The following is a 15,498-nucleotide window of genomic DNA, read 5'->3' on the forward strand; positions in this document are numbered from 1 at the left end:
ATGAGGTTTGGTTTGTAAGGCAAATATAAATAAAAATTTTTGCTTTTAATTTATTTCTGCTGCCTTTTGCTTGAATTGCTTGAACTGGTTGTATAGCATAAATCCTGCAATCAGGCTGGCTAGGACATCGGATATCGGCATGCTGAACCAGATTCCGTCTGCTCCCCAGAATAAAGGAAGTATCAGCAGGCATGGGATAAGAATCAGTACCTGACGGCTTAATGAAAGGATAATGGCCTTTTTTGCCATTCCGATACTCTGGAAAAAGTTAGATGTTACCATCTGGAATCCGATAATCGGGAAGAACATGACAGTTATTCGGAGTCCCCGTGCGGACAGTTCGATCAACTTGCTGTCGGTTGTAAAAGCCGATACAGCAAGTTCCGGTATAAGTTCACCAACAAGAAAGCCGGTAGATGTGACGATTGTAGCAGCTATTACGGTCAGTTTCATTACATGGTTTACCCGATGAAATTGACGTGCCCCGAAATTGTATCCGGCAATAGGTTGCATACCTTGGTTTAACCCCATGACAATCATTACGAAAAGAAATACAATTCGGTTTACTATACCGAAGGCTCCTATGGCAAGGTCGCCGTCGTACAGTTTCAGCCCTTTGTTGATCAGAATCACTATCATACAAGAGGCTACGTTCATGAAGAAAGGAGCAAGACCGATTCCGATAATATTTTCTACCAACACGCCTTTCAATCGGTAAATACCGCGGCGGAAATGTAAAAGTTCGTTTTTATTGCAAAATATTTTAATTAGCCAGCATAAAGATATAATCTGTGCCAGAATGGTTGCTATAGCTGCTCCACGTATTCCCATACCGAATCCGTAAATGAACAAAGGGTCTAATAGGGTATTGATGACGACGGTCAGTATGGTTGCTGCCATTGCCTTTTGCGGATGACCGGCAGAACGCAGTACGGAGTTTAGTCCCAGATACATATGAGTAACTACGTTTCCGAGAAGAATGGTGACCATATAGTCGCGTGCATAGGGTAGAGTAACTTCACTGGCTCCGAAAAAGTACAGGATAGGATCAAGAAAAGCAAGTGTCAGTATCGTAAACAAGATACCGATAATCAGGTTTAGGGATACTACATTCCCTAAAATCTGTTGGGCTGTGGAATAATCTTTTTGTCCTAACTTAACAGAAACAAGGGTAGAGGCTCCTACACCTACCAGTGAACCGAAAGCAGCAGCCAGGTTCATCAGAGGGAAAGTAATGGCAAGACCCGAAATAGCCATGGCACCTACTCCATGTCCGATAAAAATACTGTCTACCATGTTATAAAGTGAAGATGCTGTCATCGCGATAATGGCCGGAATGGCATACTGCGTCAATAGTTTGCCGATGGGTTGGTTTCCCAGTTCGGTTGCTGTTCCTTTTTGTGTCATAAAACTCTTTTTACGATTAAATTCGCGGTAAAGGTACTTAAAATTCCATACAAGGAAAAACTTTCTTTATCTTTGCATCATCGAAAGTGTCAGATTTTATGGAACATTCATCTTTATCTTTGCAAGAACTGAACTCACTGGTACGCAAAAGTATTCGTACTTGTCTTCCTGATACTTATTGGGTACAGGCGGAGCTTAGCGATGTGCGGGCAAATTATTCCGGCCATTGTTATCTGGAGTTTGTGCAGAAGGATGCAAAAAGCAATGCCCTGATTGCAAAGGCAAGGGGGATTATCTGGAGTAATGTATATTATCAGCTGAAAGCTTATTTCGAACGGGAAACCGGTCAGGCATTCGTTTCGGGTATTAAGGTATTGGTGAAGGTCAGTGTCGATTTTCATGAACTTTATGGATATTCGTTGACTGTAACAGATATAGATCCTACTTACACGCTGGGTGATATGGCACTTCGCCGGAAAGAAATTCTGAAACGTCTGGATGAAGAGGGTGTCCTGACACTGAATAAGGAACTGGAATTGCCGGAACTTACACAGCGTATCGCGGTTATATCTTCGGCTACAGCAGCCGGTTATGGTGATTTTTGTAATCAATTGGAGAACAACGCCTTTGGCTTTGCTTTCCATTCTCGATTGTTTCCGGCAGTCATGCAGGGAGAAGCTGTAGAAAGTTCTATTATTTCTGCTCTGGAACGGATCAATGCAGAATGCGACCGTTGGGACGTCGTTGTCATTATCCGTGGAGGAGGGGCTACATCCGATTTGTCCGGATTCGATACGTATGAGCTTGCTACACACTGTGCACAGTTTCCATTACCTGTCATAACCGGCATTGGTCATGAACGTGATGATACGGTACTCGATATGGTATCGCATACACGAGTTAAAACTCCGACTGCTGCTGCCGAGTTTCTGATAAATCATTTGAGGCAGACAGCAGAACGCCTTGAACGCTATACACAATTTATTTATCAGGAACTGCCGGTTTTGTTTACTCGTAAAAAGGAACAGTTTGAGCATTGGGTATCTCGCATTCCTGTACGGGTACAGATGCGCCTCCAGCATGAACATTTCCGTCAGGAAAGACTGACCAAGCAGATACAGATGGGATGGCAGACACGTTTCCTGAAAGAAGAACACCGGTTGCAGATTGACCGTCGTATAGCTACGGCTTTGGAGGTGATTCTACAACGGGAAAAGCATCGTCTGGCACTGATCGAACAACAAGTCAAGGCCTCTTCTCCGGAACTGTTGTTAAAGAAAGGGTACAGTATTACCTTAAAAAATGGGAGAGCGGTAACGGATGCAACACAACTTCTTCCCGGTGATGAAGTTGTTACTAAAGTAGCGAAAGGAGAATTTAAGAGTAAAGTGATATAATTATGGCAACAAAAAAAGAAACTTATACCGAAGCAATGAAACGCCTGGAAGCTATCGTGGCACGAATAGAAAGCAACGAACTCGATATAGACGAGCTGGGCGATAATCTGAAAGAAGCTCAAAAACTGATAAAGTATTGTCGGGATAAACTGTATAAAGCAGATGCTGAAATCAAAAAGATGCTCGATGAGGGTGATAAAGTGGAAAAAAGCTGTGATTAAGTTGGATTTTGCAAATATAAACTTTACTTTTGCTTAAATACTTGTAACGGAATGTAAAACATAAACATTATATTAACAATGAAAGAAATAGATTGGTCTAAACTGTCTTTCGGCTATATGAAGACAGATTACAATGTACGTTGCTACTATCGCGACGGAAAATGGGGTGAACTGGAACTTTGTTCGGAAGAAACATTGAATATTCATATGGCTGCTACTTGTCTGCATTACGGACAGGAAGCTTTCGAAGGATTGAAGGCTTATCGTGGAAAAGATGGAAAAATCCGTGTATTCCGTCCGCAGGCTAATGCAGAACGTCTGCAAAGTACTTGTAGAGGTATTCTGATGCCGGAACTGTCGACTGAAAAGTTCTGTGAAGCTGTACGTATGGTTGTAAAGGCAAACGAGCGTTTCATTCCTCCTTATGAAAGCGGTGCATCTCTTTATATTCGTCCGTTGCTGATCGGTACGGGTGCACAGGTAGGTGTTCATCCGGCAAGCGAATATCTTTTTGTCATTTTCGTTACTCCGGTAGGTCCTTATTTCAAAGGTGGTTTTGCAACCAATCCTTATGTTATTATTCGTGAGTTCGACCGTGCTGCTCCGCTGGGAACCGGTACATTCAAGGTCGGTGGTAACTATGCTGCCAGTCTTCGTGCCAATAAGATGGCTCACGATGCAGGTTATGCCAGTGAATTTTATCTGGATGCCAAGGAAAAGAAATATATTGATGAGTGTGGAGCTGCCAATTTCTTCGGTATCAAAGATAACACATATGTTACACCGTTGTCTTCTTCTATCCTTCCTTCTATTACAAACCGCAGCTTGATGCAGCTTGCAGAAGATATGGGTATGAAGGTAGAACGCCGTCCTATTCCGGAAGAAGAACTTGCTACATTCGAAGAAGCAGGTGCATGTGGAACAGCAGCCGTTATCAGTCCGATTGAACGTATCGACGATTTGGAAAACCATAAATCGTATGTCATCGCAAAAGACGGTAAGCCGGGTGCTATCAGTGAAAAGCTTTACAACAAACTGCGTGCTATCCAGTATGGTGATGAAGCAGATTCATACGGATGGGTAATGATTGTAGAGTAAATGAATTATTAACCTTTAAAATCTAATACTATGTTAAAACTTAATTCTGAATTGCGCGCAGCTTCACGTACTACACTGTCGGGTAACTGGACGATAGCTGCACTTGTTACGTTGCTATATTTACTGATAGCAGGAGGTGTTAGTTCTATTCCTAAGGTGGGAACTGTTGTTTCACTTATAATAACGTATCCGCTTGTGTATGGATTTGCCATATTGTTCCTCGACTTGTTCCGCGAAGGAAAACCGCTTGAGATTGGAAAACTGTTTGATGGATTCAAGAATTTCGGAAGAATTTGGGGTACGGGTATTTTAGTCGCTATTTATACGGTGTTATGGACTTGTCTGCTGATTGTTCCGGGTATTATCAAATCGTATTCTTATGCTATGACTTATTATATATTAAAAGATGAACCGGAATTGAAATACAATGCTGCTATCGAAAAAAGTATGAGCATGATGAACGGTTATAAGATGAAGTTATTCTTGCTTGATTTGAGTTTTATCGGCTGGATGATTTTATCTGTATTGACTTTGGGTATCGGATTACTGTTTTTGCAGCCTTATATGTCTACTGCACGTGCAGCTTTTTATGAAGATCTGAAAGCAGAATTGAGCAGTAGAAACGCCAGCGAAGAAGTATAATACGGATAGTTGTAATCATTGTATATATAACGGGCAGGCAGAGAGGTTGAAATCTCTGTCTGCCCGTGGTGTTTCTGTAGTAAATCTTTTTTGTCCGTTCCGGTGAAAAAACGTAACTTTGTGCCCAAAACAAGAAGAACTCAGTAAAAAATGGGAAAAGGAAAGCTGGCAAAGTTTGCAGATATGGCGGAGTATCCGCATGTGTTCGAATATCCATATTCGGTGGTAGATGATGTTCCGTTCGAGATGAAAGGAAAATGGAACAAGGATTTCTTTAAGAACGATAATCCGATTGTATTGGAATTGGGGTGCGGTCGCGGTGAATATACCGTGGGACTGGCACGACGTTATGCCGACAAAAACTTTATCGGAGTAGATATAAAAGGTGCACGTATGTGGACAGGAGCTACCGAAGCCTTGAATGAAGGATTGAAAAACGCTGCTTTTCTGCGTACCAATATCGAAATTATCGACCGCTTCTTTGCTCCGGGAGAAGTGAGTGAAATCTGGCTGACTTTCTCTGATCCGCAGATGAAGAAGGCTACCAAGCGACTTACTTCTACCTATTTCATGAACCGTTACCGTAAGTTTCTTGTGCCCGACGGACTGGTACATCTCAAGACCGACAGTAATTTCATGTATACTTACACCAAATACATGATAGAAGCCAATAATCTGCCGGTAGAGTTTATGACCGATGACCTGTACCATTCGGGTATGGATGATGATATTCTGAGTATCCGTACCTATTACGAACAGCAATGGCTGGATCGTGGCTTAAATATAAAGTACATCAAGTTCCGTCTGCCTCAGGAAGGAGAGTTGCAGGAACCGGATGTAGAAATTGAACTGGATGATTATCGCAGTTACAACCGCAGCAAACGCAGCGGGCTGAAAACAAGTAAATAATAATAATAATTTGAGATATTATGACACTTTATCCAAAACTTATTCTTGATGCGCTGGCAACGGTGCGTTATCCGGGAAATGGAAAGAATATTGTAGAAGCCGAAATGGTGGCCGATAATATTCGTATTGACGGGATGAAGGTGAGCTTCTCATTGATATTCGAGAAACCGACCGATCCGTTTATGAAATCGGTAGTTAAATCTGCCGAAACTGCTATTCACACCTATATATCAAAGGATGTAGAAGTAACGATTGCTACAGAAAGTCGTCAGGCTGCCCGTCCGGAACCGGGAAAGATGCTTCCGCAGGTAAAGAACGTGATTGCCGTTTCTTCCGGTAAGGGTGGAGTAGGAAAGTCTACCGTAGCGGCCAATCTGGCAGTAGCACTTTCGAAACTGGGTTATAAAGTAGGTTTGCTCGATGCGGATATCTTCGGACCTTCTGTACCTAAAATGTTCCAGGTAGAAGATGCTCGTCCTTATGCTGAAATGGTAGATGGTCGTGATTTGATTGTTCCGATTGAAAAGTATGGTATCGAACTGCTTTCTATCGGCTTCTTTGTCGATCCGGATCAGGCTACTTTATGGCGTGGAGGTATGGCTAGCAATGCCTTGAAACAGCTGGTCGGTGATGCCAAATGGGGAGATTTGGATTATTTTATTCTCGATACTCCTCCGGGAACAAGCGATATTCATCTGACTTTGCTTCAGACGTTGGCTATTACAGGAGCTGTTATCGTCAGCACTCCTCAGCAGGTTGCTCTTGCCGATGCACGCAAAGGTATCAATATGTACATGAACGATAAGGTAAACGTACCTATTCTCGGACTGGTAGAGAATATGTCGTGGTTTACTCCAGCAGAGCTGCCTGAAAACAAATATTATATTTTCGGAAAAGAAGGAACAAAGAAACTGGCCGAAGAACTGAATGTTCCGTTGCTGGGACAGATTCCTATCGTACAGAGTATCTGTGAAAACGGAGATAAAGGTACACCGGTTGCGCTGGATGAAAACTCTGTGACCGGACAAGCTTTCCTTGAACTGGCACGTAACGTTGTAGCACAGACTGAAAAGCGTAATGCCGAACTAGCTCCGACTCAGATTGTAAAAACGCATAAATAAGAATATCTTTATAACAGATATTGAAAGGAAAACACCATCTTTTGCATGTGCAGAAGATGGTGTTCTCTTTTTAGAGGTATGGTGTACTGAAAACATCAGCATGTTTTTGAAAAATATGGGCAAAAGTTCTGTAAAACATCAGCATCTTTTTGGGAAAACATGAGCATCTTTTAGAAGAAACATCAGCATGTTTTTTTAACGTGTATGAAATCAGTTGTGGATATGAGGTATTTTGCAATGTCAGCACCCTCAAGAGCTAGTAAGTTTATTTTCCGGTCAAGCCCTCCTGCATATCCCGTCAGGTTACCGTTACTTCCTATTACACGGTGGCAAGGAATGATAATACTGATAGGGTTGTGTCCTACTGCTCCTCCTATAGCTTGTGCCGACATGCTTGAAATACCTTTCTGTCGTGCTATTTCTTGAGCAATATCTTTATAAGTAACTGCTTCTCCGTAAGGTATCTGTTGCAGGATTTTCCATACAGCAATTCGGAAGGGTGTGTCATTCAGCTGGAGAGCAGGGGTAAAGTCAGGTTTCTTTCCACTGAAATAGCAATCCAGCCATTCGGATGTTTGGTGAAAAACGGGAAGATCTTTTTCTTGAGTGCAATTGGCCAGCGTACGTGCAAAAAACTTTTGGCCTTCGAACCATAAACCGGTGAGGCATGTTCCGTTACTGGCTAAAGTGATCTGTCCGAGTGGAGAATTATAATGGCTGGTGTATTCCATAGATAGAAAAGCAGAAAATAAAAAGAAGAGATAAAACAATCTTCCCTGTTACGTGGCGACAGAAGATGTTTTATCTCTTCGTGTATAATGAATGGAATTGGTTTCTTAGATGTTCTTTACTTTAATCAAGTATTCGGCAATCTGTACAGCATTCAGCGCAGCACCCTTCTTTATCTGGTCACCAACAATCCAGAATGTCAGACCGTTTTCGTCTGCAAGATCCTTACGGATACGTCCTACATATACAGGATCTTTACCTGCGAGGAACAACGGCATCGGATATTCTTTCTTTTCAGGATTATCCATCAGTACCAGACCTTCTCCTTCAGCAAAAGCCTGACGAGCTTCTTCTACAGAAACCGGACGTTCTGTTTCTACCCAGATGCTTTCTGAGTGAGAACGAAGAGCCGGAACACGTACACAAGTTGCGCTTACTTTTACGTCAGAGTGCATGATCTTACGTGTTTCGTTGAACATTTTCATTTCCTCTTTAGTATAACCGTTGTCGGTAAATACGTCGATTTGAGGTATCAGGTTGAACGCAAGCTGGTAAGCGAACTTTTCAACAGTTACAGGTTCGCCGGCAAGTACCTGACGGTATTGTTCGTAGAGTTCGTCCATTGCAGCTGCACCAGCTCCACTGGCAGCCTGATAAGTAGAAACATGTACACGTTTGATATGTGACAGTTTTTCGATAGCCTTCAATGCTACCACCATCTGTATAGTAGTACAGTTCGGGTTAGCGATAATACCACGCGGACGGTTTAAAGCGTCTTCAGCATTTACTTCGGGTACTACCAAAGGAATATCAGCATCCATACGGAATGCACTTGAGTTGTCTATCATTACAGCGCCGTATTTGGTGATAGTTTCGGCAAATTCCTTAGAAGTACCTGCTCCTGCAGAAGTGAAGGCAACATCAACACCTTTGAAGTCATCATTGTGTTGCAGCAGTTTCACTTCGATTTCTTTTCCGCGGAACGTGTATTTTCGTCCTGCACTGCGTGAAGAACCGAATAATAACAATTCGTCTATCGGAAAATTTCTCTCATCAAGCACACGCAGGAACTCCTGTCCTACTGCTCCGCTTGCACCAACAATAGCTACTCTCATTTTCTTTTACAAATTCTTAAACTGTTAATACTTACATTTTCTTACTGTGCAGACTGTTTTATCTTCTCTTTGTTAAGAAACTTATTTGTTTTTGAAACGATGTGTTTCGTCTGCCAATATTTCCGATTGCAAAAATAAAACATTCTGAATTATTAATACGGAAAATAGGAAGTTTTTTTGTATTTTTGTTTCTAAAATGAAATAGTAACGCCTATTTATGAAAGAAGTGCTCGATTTTGTAAACTTTGATTTTCATCTTCCTGTCACCGACCCTACGTGGATTTTTTTCCTGGTGCTGGTTGTTATATTGTTCGCTCCCATTGTTTTGGAACGGTTGCGTATTCCTCACATTATCGGTATGATTCTGGCGGGAGTCGTTATCGGTGAGCATGGATTCAATATATTGGCACGTGACAGCAGTTTTGAGCTGTTTGGCAAGGTGGGACTTTATTATATCATGTTCCTTGCCGGACTCGAAATGAACATGGAGGATTTTAAGAGCATTCGTGTAAAGGCTACCGTGCTGGGAGTGCTGGCTTTTATTTTTCCGTTGGGAATAGGTATATGGACCAATCTTCACCTGCTTGGTTATAGTCTGGCTACTTCGGTTTTGCTGGCCAGTATGTATGCGTCGCATACGTTGATTGCTTATCCTATTGTAATCCGCTATGGCATTAACCGTCAGCGGGCTGTAAGCATTGCCGTGGGAGGTACTGCTGTGACAGATACACTGACATTGCTGGTTCTGGCAGTAGTGGGAGGTATGTATAAGGGTGAAACTTCCGAAATGTTCTGGATATGGCTGGTGCTGAAAGTTGTTGTGCTGAGCGTAGTCATTATGTATGCTTTCCCTCGTATCGGACGGTGGTTCTTCCGTCGTTACAGTGACAATGTAGTGCAGTATATCTTTGTAATGGCAATGGTTTTCCTCGGAGCCGGACTGATGGAGTTTGTGGGAATGGAAGGTATTTTGGGTGCTTTTCTTGCCGGTCTGGTATTAAACAGGCTGATACCTCATGTTTCTCCGCTGATGAGTCATCTGGAGTTTGTAGGAAACGCTTTGTTTATTCCTTATTTCCTTATCGGTGTGGGAATGTTGATCGACGTAAATGTCTTGTTCGGTCATATAGATTCTGTCAAGGTAGCTGTAGTGATGATTATTGTTGCACTGTTGGGTAAATGGATTGCTTCATGGCTTACACAGAAGATATATAAGATGCGTGCTTTGGAGCGTGAACTGATGTTCGGCTTGAGCAATGCACAGGCAGCTGCTACACTGGCAGCCGTACTGGTGGGATATAATATCATTCTTCCCAATGGAGAACGTCTGTTGAACGAAGATGTACTGAATGGAACAATCTTACTTATTCTGGTGACCTGTGTGGTTAGTTCGTTTATTACAGAGCATGCGGCCAAACGTATTGCAATGGACGATGCGGAAGTGAGTGACGAGAAGGCTCAGGAAAAAGAAAAATTCCTGATTCCAGTAGCAAATCCTGAAACGCTGGAAAGTCTGATGAGTCTGGCTATGGTGGTACGCGACGAAAAGCAGCCGGATAATCTGGTAGCTCTAAACGTAATCAACGATAATAACGGTTCGGTAAAACAGGAAATGCGTGGCAAACGCAGTCTGGAACGTGCAGCACAGATAGCGGCTTCGACCAGCGTAAGGCTGAAAACCGTATCGCGTTTCGACTTGAATATTACTACCGGTATCTTGCATACTGCGAAGGAATACGAAGCGACGAATATCATCATTGGTCTGCATTGTAAAATGAGTATCGTCGATTCTTTCTTTGGTAATCTGACAGAAAATCTGCTGAAAAATACTTATCTGCAAGTGATGGTAGCACGCTTCCTGATTCCTGTCAATACGTTGAGGCGTATTATCGTGGCTGTACCTCCGAAAGCTGAGTTCGAACACGGATTTATGAAATGGATAACTCACATGTGTCGTATGAGCAGCCGGTTGGGATGTAGGGTACACTTCTATGCTCATCCCCAGACATTGGGTTATATACGTGGATATATACAGAAAAAGCATAAGGATACGCGTGTGGCTTATTCTGAGCTGGAGGACTGGGATGACTTGCTTCTTTTGACCGGACAGGTGAACTATGATCATTTGCTGGTAATCATCAGTGCACGCCGTGGCTCTATCTCATATGATTCAGCTTTTGAGCGATTGCCGATGCAGATATCTAAATATTTTAATAATAACAGCATCATGTTGCTTTATCCCGAACAGAAGGGTGATCCGAATGAAAGTCTGTCGTTCTCCGATCCGCGCGGATGGGCTGAAACACAATATTATGATAAGGTGGGCAACTGGTTCTATAAATGGTTTAAAAAGAATTCATGAGCGAAGATAGTAAGGCCTGGCAGCAACGCACCGAGTTGTTGTTGGGAAAAGATAAGACCGACCGTTTAAGACAGGCACATGTACTGGTGGTCGGACTCGGAGGAGTGGGAGCCTATGCAGCGGAAATGATTTGCCGTGCTGGAGTAGGCCGGATGACTATTGTAGATGCCGATACAGTACAACCCAGCAATATTAACAGGCAGCTCCCTGCTACACACTCTTCACTAGGCAGACAGAAGGCTGAGGTTCTGGCAGAGCGTTTTCTCGATATAAATCCGGAACTTCAACTTACGGTATTGCCAGTGTATCTGAAGGATGAAGCAATACCTGAACTGCTTGACAGTGCCAAATTCGACTTTGTGGTTGATGCAATTGATACGGTAGCTCCCAAGTGTTATCTTATTTACCATGCCTTGCAGCGTGGTATTAAGATTGTAAGCAGCATGGGGGCCGGAGCCAAACGAGATATTACGCAGGTGCGTTTTGCTGACTTATGGGAAACTTATCATTGCGGACTGAGTAAGGCAGTGCGTAAACGTTTGCAGAAAATGGGAATGAAACGTAAGTTGCCGGTAGTGTTCAGTACCGAACAGGCAGATCCGAATGCTGTTATACTGGTAGACGATGAACAGAATAAAAAGTCTACAGCCGGAACAGTGAGCTATATGCCCGCCGTATTTGGCTGTTATCTGGCAGAATATGTAATACGAAAATTGTAGAACGATGATTCAGTTGGAAGGAATAACCAAGAGCTTTGGTTCACTGCAGGTATTGAAAGGGATAGACCTTATAATAAATAAAGGAGAAGTAGTAAGTATTGTCGGACCTAGCGGGGCAGGAAAGACTACCTTGCTTCAGATAATGGGTACGCTCGATAAACCTGATAGCGGAAGGATAGTGCTGAATGATACGGAAGTAAACCGTCTGAAAGAGAAAGAACTGTCGGCTTTCAGAAACAAGGAAATCGGATTCGTTTTTCAGTTTCATCAGCTGTTGCCTGAATTTACGGCATTGGAGAATGTAATGATTCCTGCTTTAATTCAGGGAATTTCTGCTTCTGAGGCAAAGAAAAATGCCCGTGAAATGTTGGATTTTCTGGGACTTGCCGAACGTGCCTCGCACAAACCGGCTGAACTGTCGGGAGGAGAAAAACAGCGTGTTGCCGTAGCGCGTGCACTGATAAATCATCCTTCTGTCGTACTGGCAGATGAACCTTCTGGCAGTCTGGATACACAGAATAAGATTGAACTTCACCGCTTGTTCTTCGATTTGCGTGATAAACTGGGACAGACTTTTGTTATTGTAACCCACGATGAGGAACTGGCTGCGCAGACTGACCGTACAATTCACATTGTAGATGGAATGATAAAATAGCAAGCTACATCTTTACATATGCAGATTTGCATCAGAATTGACTTTGAACAGTCTTTTCTGATGCAAATCTTTTTTATAAAATCCATTTAGAATGACAGATGAACTACCTCAGGGTTGTGGTCAGACAAGAATTGTCCGGCTTCTTCAGCTTCTTGAGGAATATAGCTGCTTTCAACTTTGATCTGTGGGGTAACAAAGATGAAGTCAATCTTGTCGCAAGAGTCGGCAGGGATACGTCCGAAGTCGTGGAAGGTGTAATCTACTCCTTCGCGTTGTGCAGCTTCTTTATACGCATCTTTCAGTACAAACTCATTGGTTGTTATAGTTTCATAAGCTTCCGACTGGTCTGTTACGTTGAAATCTCCAGTCAGTACAGCCGGCTGATCGCCCACAATTTCTTTAATTTTTTCAATGATCAGCAGGGCTCCTTTTCTTCTGGCTTCCGTTCCTACATGGTCGAAATGGGTATTTACTGCCATAAAGATCTTTCCGGTTTTCTTGTCCTTCAGTTTTGCCCATGTTGCAATGCGGCTGCAAGCTCCGTCCCATCCGATAAATCCTATACTGTCCGGATATTGTGAGAGCCAGAAAGTGTTACTGTCGAGTACTTCGAAGCGGTCTTTCTTGTAGAATAGAGGTGAGTATTCTCCCTTTGTTTTTCCATCTTCACGTCCTACACCAACTTCTGCATATTCTGGCAGGCGTGATTTTAAATCCTCCAGCTGATTGTGAAGAACCTCTTGCATACCAACGATGTCGATGTCCTGTGATTTGATGAATTGAGCTACATTGTCTTTCCGGTATTGCCAGTTGTTCAGGCTGTCGCCTGGATTATCATAACGGATGTTGAATGTTCCCCAAGTAACTTCTGTAGGCTGTTGTTGAGTTGTGCACGAAAGAGTGGCGACAGAAAGTGAAGCTGCCACGATTCCCAAAGTGAAAAGTGAGTGTTTCATAGAATAAAAAATTTAATGATATGCTATATGTTGTTTTTCGTTTGAAAATGTTCCGCTAAGTAAAACAATTTTATGATGTTTTTCACTTATAGGCGGAATAAATTTTCTGATAAAAATAACCATAAAACTTTATTTCATGACTTTCAGACTTAGCAAATGTAGTCAATAGGTTTGTCAGACTTTCTTTTGTAGCTCTCATTTGTCGGGTATATAAGTTTTTTGTGCTATCTTTGGCAGAAATAAGTGATTGTTATGAGTCATATACAGTTAGGAAGATATAATCAGTTGGAAGTTGTTAAGGAAGTTGATTTCGGCATGTACCTTAATGGTGATGAAGATGGCGAAATATTGCTTCCCAAGCGTTATGTGCCTCAGGGATGTAAACCGGGCGATGTGCTGAACGTGTTCATTTATCTTGATATGGATGAGCGCTTGGTAGCTACTACGCTGGAGCCCTATGTTCAAGTAGGAGAATTTGCCTGTCTGGAAGTAGCATGGGTAAACCAGTATGGTGCATTTCTGGATTGGGGACTGATGAAGGACCTTTTTGTTCCGTTCCGTGAACAGAAGGCCAAGATGCAGAAAGGAGGACGATATCTGGTGCATGTACATCTGGATGAGGAAAGTTACCGTATTGTGGCATCGGCTAAGATAGAGCATTATCTGTCGAAGGAACGTCCTGAGTATAATCAGGGTGATGAAGCTGAGGTGCTTGTATGGCAGAAAACCGATTTGGGATTCAAGGTTATTGTAGATAACAAATATTCGGGCATGTTGTTTCATAATGAGATTTTCCAGCCGCTGGAGCCGGGAATGCGTTTGCATGCTTATGTGAAACGTGTGCGTGAAGATGGAAAAATAGACCTGGAACTTCAGAAAAGAGGAGTGAAGAAGGTCGATGATTTTGCAGAACTTCTGTTGCAGTATATCAAAGATAACGACGGATATACACCGATAAATGACAAGACAGATGCCGAACAGATATATAATACGTTCGGGGTAAGCAAGAAGACATTTAAGAAGGCTGTCGGAGATTTATATAAAAAGCGTCTGATAGTATTGGAAGATGACGGTATAAGGCTCGTAAAAGAATAACTACCTCATAAAAAACTCCTTCATGTTTTCATGAAGGAGTTTTTTATATATATAACTTCTATTTATCAGATTGATAATTCGTGGAGAACATTGACAAGTTCATGGTCGATAGGCTTGTCGTTTTTGATAGCCTTTGTAAACGGAACATAAACAATCTGGTCATTTTCTATACCGATCATTACATTGCGCTGTCCTTCCATCAAAGCCTGAATACTTGCTACACCCATTCGGCTGGCAATGATACGGTCGTGTGCAGTCGGTTTACCACCACGTTGCAAGTGTCCCAGAATAGTTACACGTACATCATATTGCGGATATTCGTTCTTTACACGTTCTGCATAATGCATAGCTCCACCTGTGATTTCACTTTCGGCTACCAGTACGATAGAGCTGCTCTTTGATTTACGGAATCCGTTCTTAATGAACTCTTCCAGCTGGTCGACTTCTGTATTGAATTCAGGAATGATTGCAGCTTCGGCACCTGCTGCAATAGCTCCGTTCAGCGCCAGGAAGCCGGCGTCGCGTCCCATAACCTCTACGAAGAACAAACGTTCGTGTGAAGTTGCAGTGTCGCGGATTTTGTCGACTGCATCCAGAATTGTGTTCAGAGCTGTATCATATCCGATTGTTGTATCTGTTCCGTACAAATCGTTATCGATTGTTCCAGGCAATCCGATACAAGGAACATCGAATTCTTGTGCCAGCAGACGTGCTCCGGTAAGTGAACCGTCACCACCGATGACTACCAGTGCGTCAATGCCTTCACGCTGCATGGTTTCGTAAGCTATTTTACGTCCTTCCGGAGTCTTGAATTCCTGACAGCGTGCAGTTTTCAGGATAGTACCTCCCTGCTGTATGATATTGCTGACATTTTGGGTTTTGAACTCTTGAATTTCACCGGTGATGAGGCCTTTGTATCCTCGATAAATACCTTTTACGGTCAGTCCGTTGTATATAGCCGAACGAGTGACGGCGCGGATTGCAGCATTCATTCCAGGAGCATCGCCACCTGAAGTCAAGATACCAATACATTTAATAATTCCCATATGTTATTTCTTTATTAAAATCTTTT

The 15,498-nt window shown here is 42.6% G+C and carries 15 protein-coding genes; 10 read left to right on the forward strand and 5 right to left on the reverse strand.

Annotation, left to right across the window (positions count from 1 at the left end; genetic code table 11):
• Positions 1-45: 45 nt before the first annotated feature.
• Entirely contained in the window at positions 46-1,407 is a 1,362-nt protein-coding gene (locus ACDG22_RS06530) for an MATE family efflux transporter (RefSeq protein WP_270211984.1), read from the reverse strand.
• A gap of 98 nt (positions 1,408-1,505) precedes the next feature.
• Between ACDG22_RS06530 and xseA the strand changes: the two genes are divergently transcribed.
• The 6 genes from xseA (at position 1,506) to ACDG22_RS06560 (ending at position 6,795) form a co-directional block, all read left to right on the forward strand.
• A complete protein-coding gene (xseA, locus tag ACDG22_RS06535; RefSeq protein WP_007570089.1) occupies positions 1,506-2,804 on the forward strand; it encodes an exodeoxyribonuclease VII large subunit in 1,299 nt (432 codons plus the stop codon).
• 2 nt (positions 2,805-2,806) lie between these two features.
• The gene (xseB, locus tag ACDG22_RS06540) at positions 2,807-3,025 is read left to right on the forward strand and encodes an exodeoxyribonuclease VII small subunit (RefSeq protein ID WP_270230358.1); all 219 of its coding nucleotides are present in this window, start codon (positions 2,807-2,809) and stop codon (positions 3,023-3,025) included.
• A gap of 78 nt (positions 3,026-3,103) precedes the next feature.
• Positions 3,104-4,123, forward strand: a complete 1,020-nt coding sequence (locus tag ACDG22_RS06545; protein ID WP_270230359.1) for a branched-chain amino acid aminotransferase — start codon at positions 3,104-3,106, stop codon at positions 4,121-4,123.
• 30 nt (positions 4,124-4,153) lie between these two features.
• Positions 4,154-4,765 carry a DUF975 family protein gene (locus ACDG22_RS06550; RefSeq protein WP_270230360.1) on the forward strand — a complete coding sequence of 204 codons (612 nt, stop codon included), beginning with the start codon at positions 4,154-4,156 and terminating at the stop codon, positions 4,763-4,765.
• Positions 4,766-4,915: 150 nt separating this feature from the next.
• The gene (gene trmB / locus ACDG22_RS06555) at positions 4,916-5,674 is read left to right on the forward strand and encodes a tRNA (guanosine(46)-N7)-methyltransferase TrmB (RefSeq protein ID WP_204459817.1); all 759 of its coding nucleotides are present in this window, start codon (positions 4,916-4,918) and stop codon (positions 5,672-5,674) included.
• A 20-nt stretch (positions 5,675-5,694) separates the two neighbouring features.
• Positions 5,695-6,795: an Mrp/NBP35 family ATP-binding protein gene (locus ACDG22_RS06560; RefSeq protein ID WP_007570099.1), complete on the forward strand. Its 1,101-nt coding sequence runs from the start codon at positions 5,695-5,697 to the stop codon at positions 6,793-6,795.
• 182 nt (positions 6,796-6,977) lie between these two features.
• Here the strand turns inward: ACDG22_RS06560 and ACDG22_RS06565 are convergent, their stop codons facing one another.
• Both ACDG22_RS06565 and ACDG22_RS06570 read right to left on the reverse strand, forming a co-directional pair.
• Positions 6,978-7,526, reverse strand: coding sequence for a methylated-DNA--[protein]-cysteine S-methyltransferase (locus tag ACDG22_RS06565; protein WP_007570100.1), 549 nt, complete (start codon positions 7,524-7,526; stop codon positions 6,978-6,980).
• Positions 7,527-7,631: 105 nt separating this feature from the next.
• Complete coding sequence (locus ACDG22_RS06570; RefSeq protein WP_007570102.1) at positions 7,632-8,639, reverse strand: aspartate-semialdehyde dehydrogenase; 1,008 nt, start codon at positions 8,637-8,639, stop codon at positions 7,632-7,634.
• Positions 8,640-8,856: 217 nt separating this feature from the next.
• Between ACDG22_RS06570 and ACDG22_RS06575 the strand changes: the two genes are divergently transcribed.
• The 3 genes from ACDG22_RS06575 to ACDG22_RS06585 are packed head-to-tail and all read left to right on the forward strand — an operon-like array spanning position 8,857 to position 12,375.
• The gene (locus ACDG22_RS06575) at positions 8,857-11,001 is read left to right on the forward strand and encodes a cation:proton antiporter (protein WP_270668825.1); all 2,145 of its coding nucleotides are present in this window, start codon (positions 8,857-8,859) and stop codon (positions 10,999-11,001) included.
• Positions 10,998-11,720, forward strand: coding sequence for a tRNA threonylcarbamoyladenosine dehydratase (locus ACDG22_RS06580; protein WP_007570105.1), 723 nt, complete (start codon positions 10,998-11,000; stop codon positions 11,718-11,720). Before ACDG22_RS06575 ends, ACDG22_RS06580 begins: the two co-directional genes overlap by 4 nt.
• A gap of 4 nt (positions 11,721-11,724) precedes the next feature.
• Positions 11,725-12,375, forward strand: a complete 651-nt coding sequence (locus ACDG22_RS06585) for an ABC transporter ATP-binding protein (RefSeq protein WP_007570106.1) — start codon at positions 11,725-11,727, stop codon at positions 12,373-12,375.
• Between the two features lie 86 nt (positions 12,376-12,461).
• Here the strand turns inward: ACDG22_RS06585 and ACDG22_RS06590 are convergent, their stop codons facing one another.
• Positions 12,462-13,331, reverse strand: a complete 870-nt coding sequence (locus ACDG22_RS06590) for an endonuclease/exonuclease/phosphatase family protein (protein ID WP_270230362.1) — start codon at positions 13,329-13,331, stop codon at positions 12,462-12,464.
• A gap of 252 nt (positions 13,332-13,583) precedes the next feature.
• Between ACDG22_RS06590 and ACDG22_RS06595 the strand changes: the two genes are divergently transcribed.
• The gene (locus tag ACDG22_RS06595) at positions 13,584-14,426 is read left to right on the forward strand and encodes a CvfB family protein (protein ID WP_007570110.1); all 843 of its coding nucleotides are present in this window, start codon (positions 13,584-13,586) and stop codon (positions 14,424-14,426) included.
• A gap of 65 nt (positions 14,427-14,491) precedes the next feature.
• Here the strand turns inward: ACDG22_RS06595 and pfkA are convergent, their stop codons facing one another.
• Positions 14,492-15,472, reverse strand: a complete 981-nt coding sequence (gene pfkA / locus ACDG22_RS06600; protein WP_007570112.1) for a 6-phosphofructokinase — start codon at positions 15,470-15,472, stop codon at positions 14,492-14,494.
• Positions 15,473-15,498 lie beyond the last annotated feature (26 nt).

Origin of the sequence: Phocaeicola coprocola (assembly GCF_041333015.1) — a bacterium.
GTDB lineage: Bacteria > Bacteroidota > Bacteroidia > Bacteroidales > Bacteroidaceae > Phocaeicola > Phocaeicola coprocola.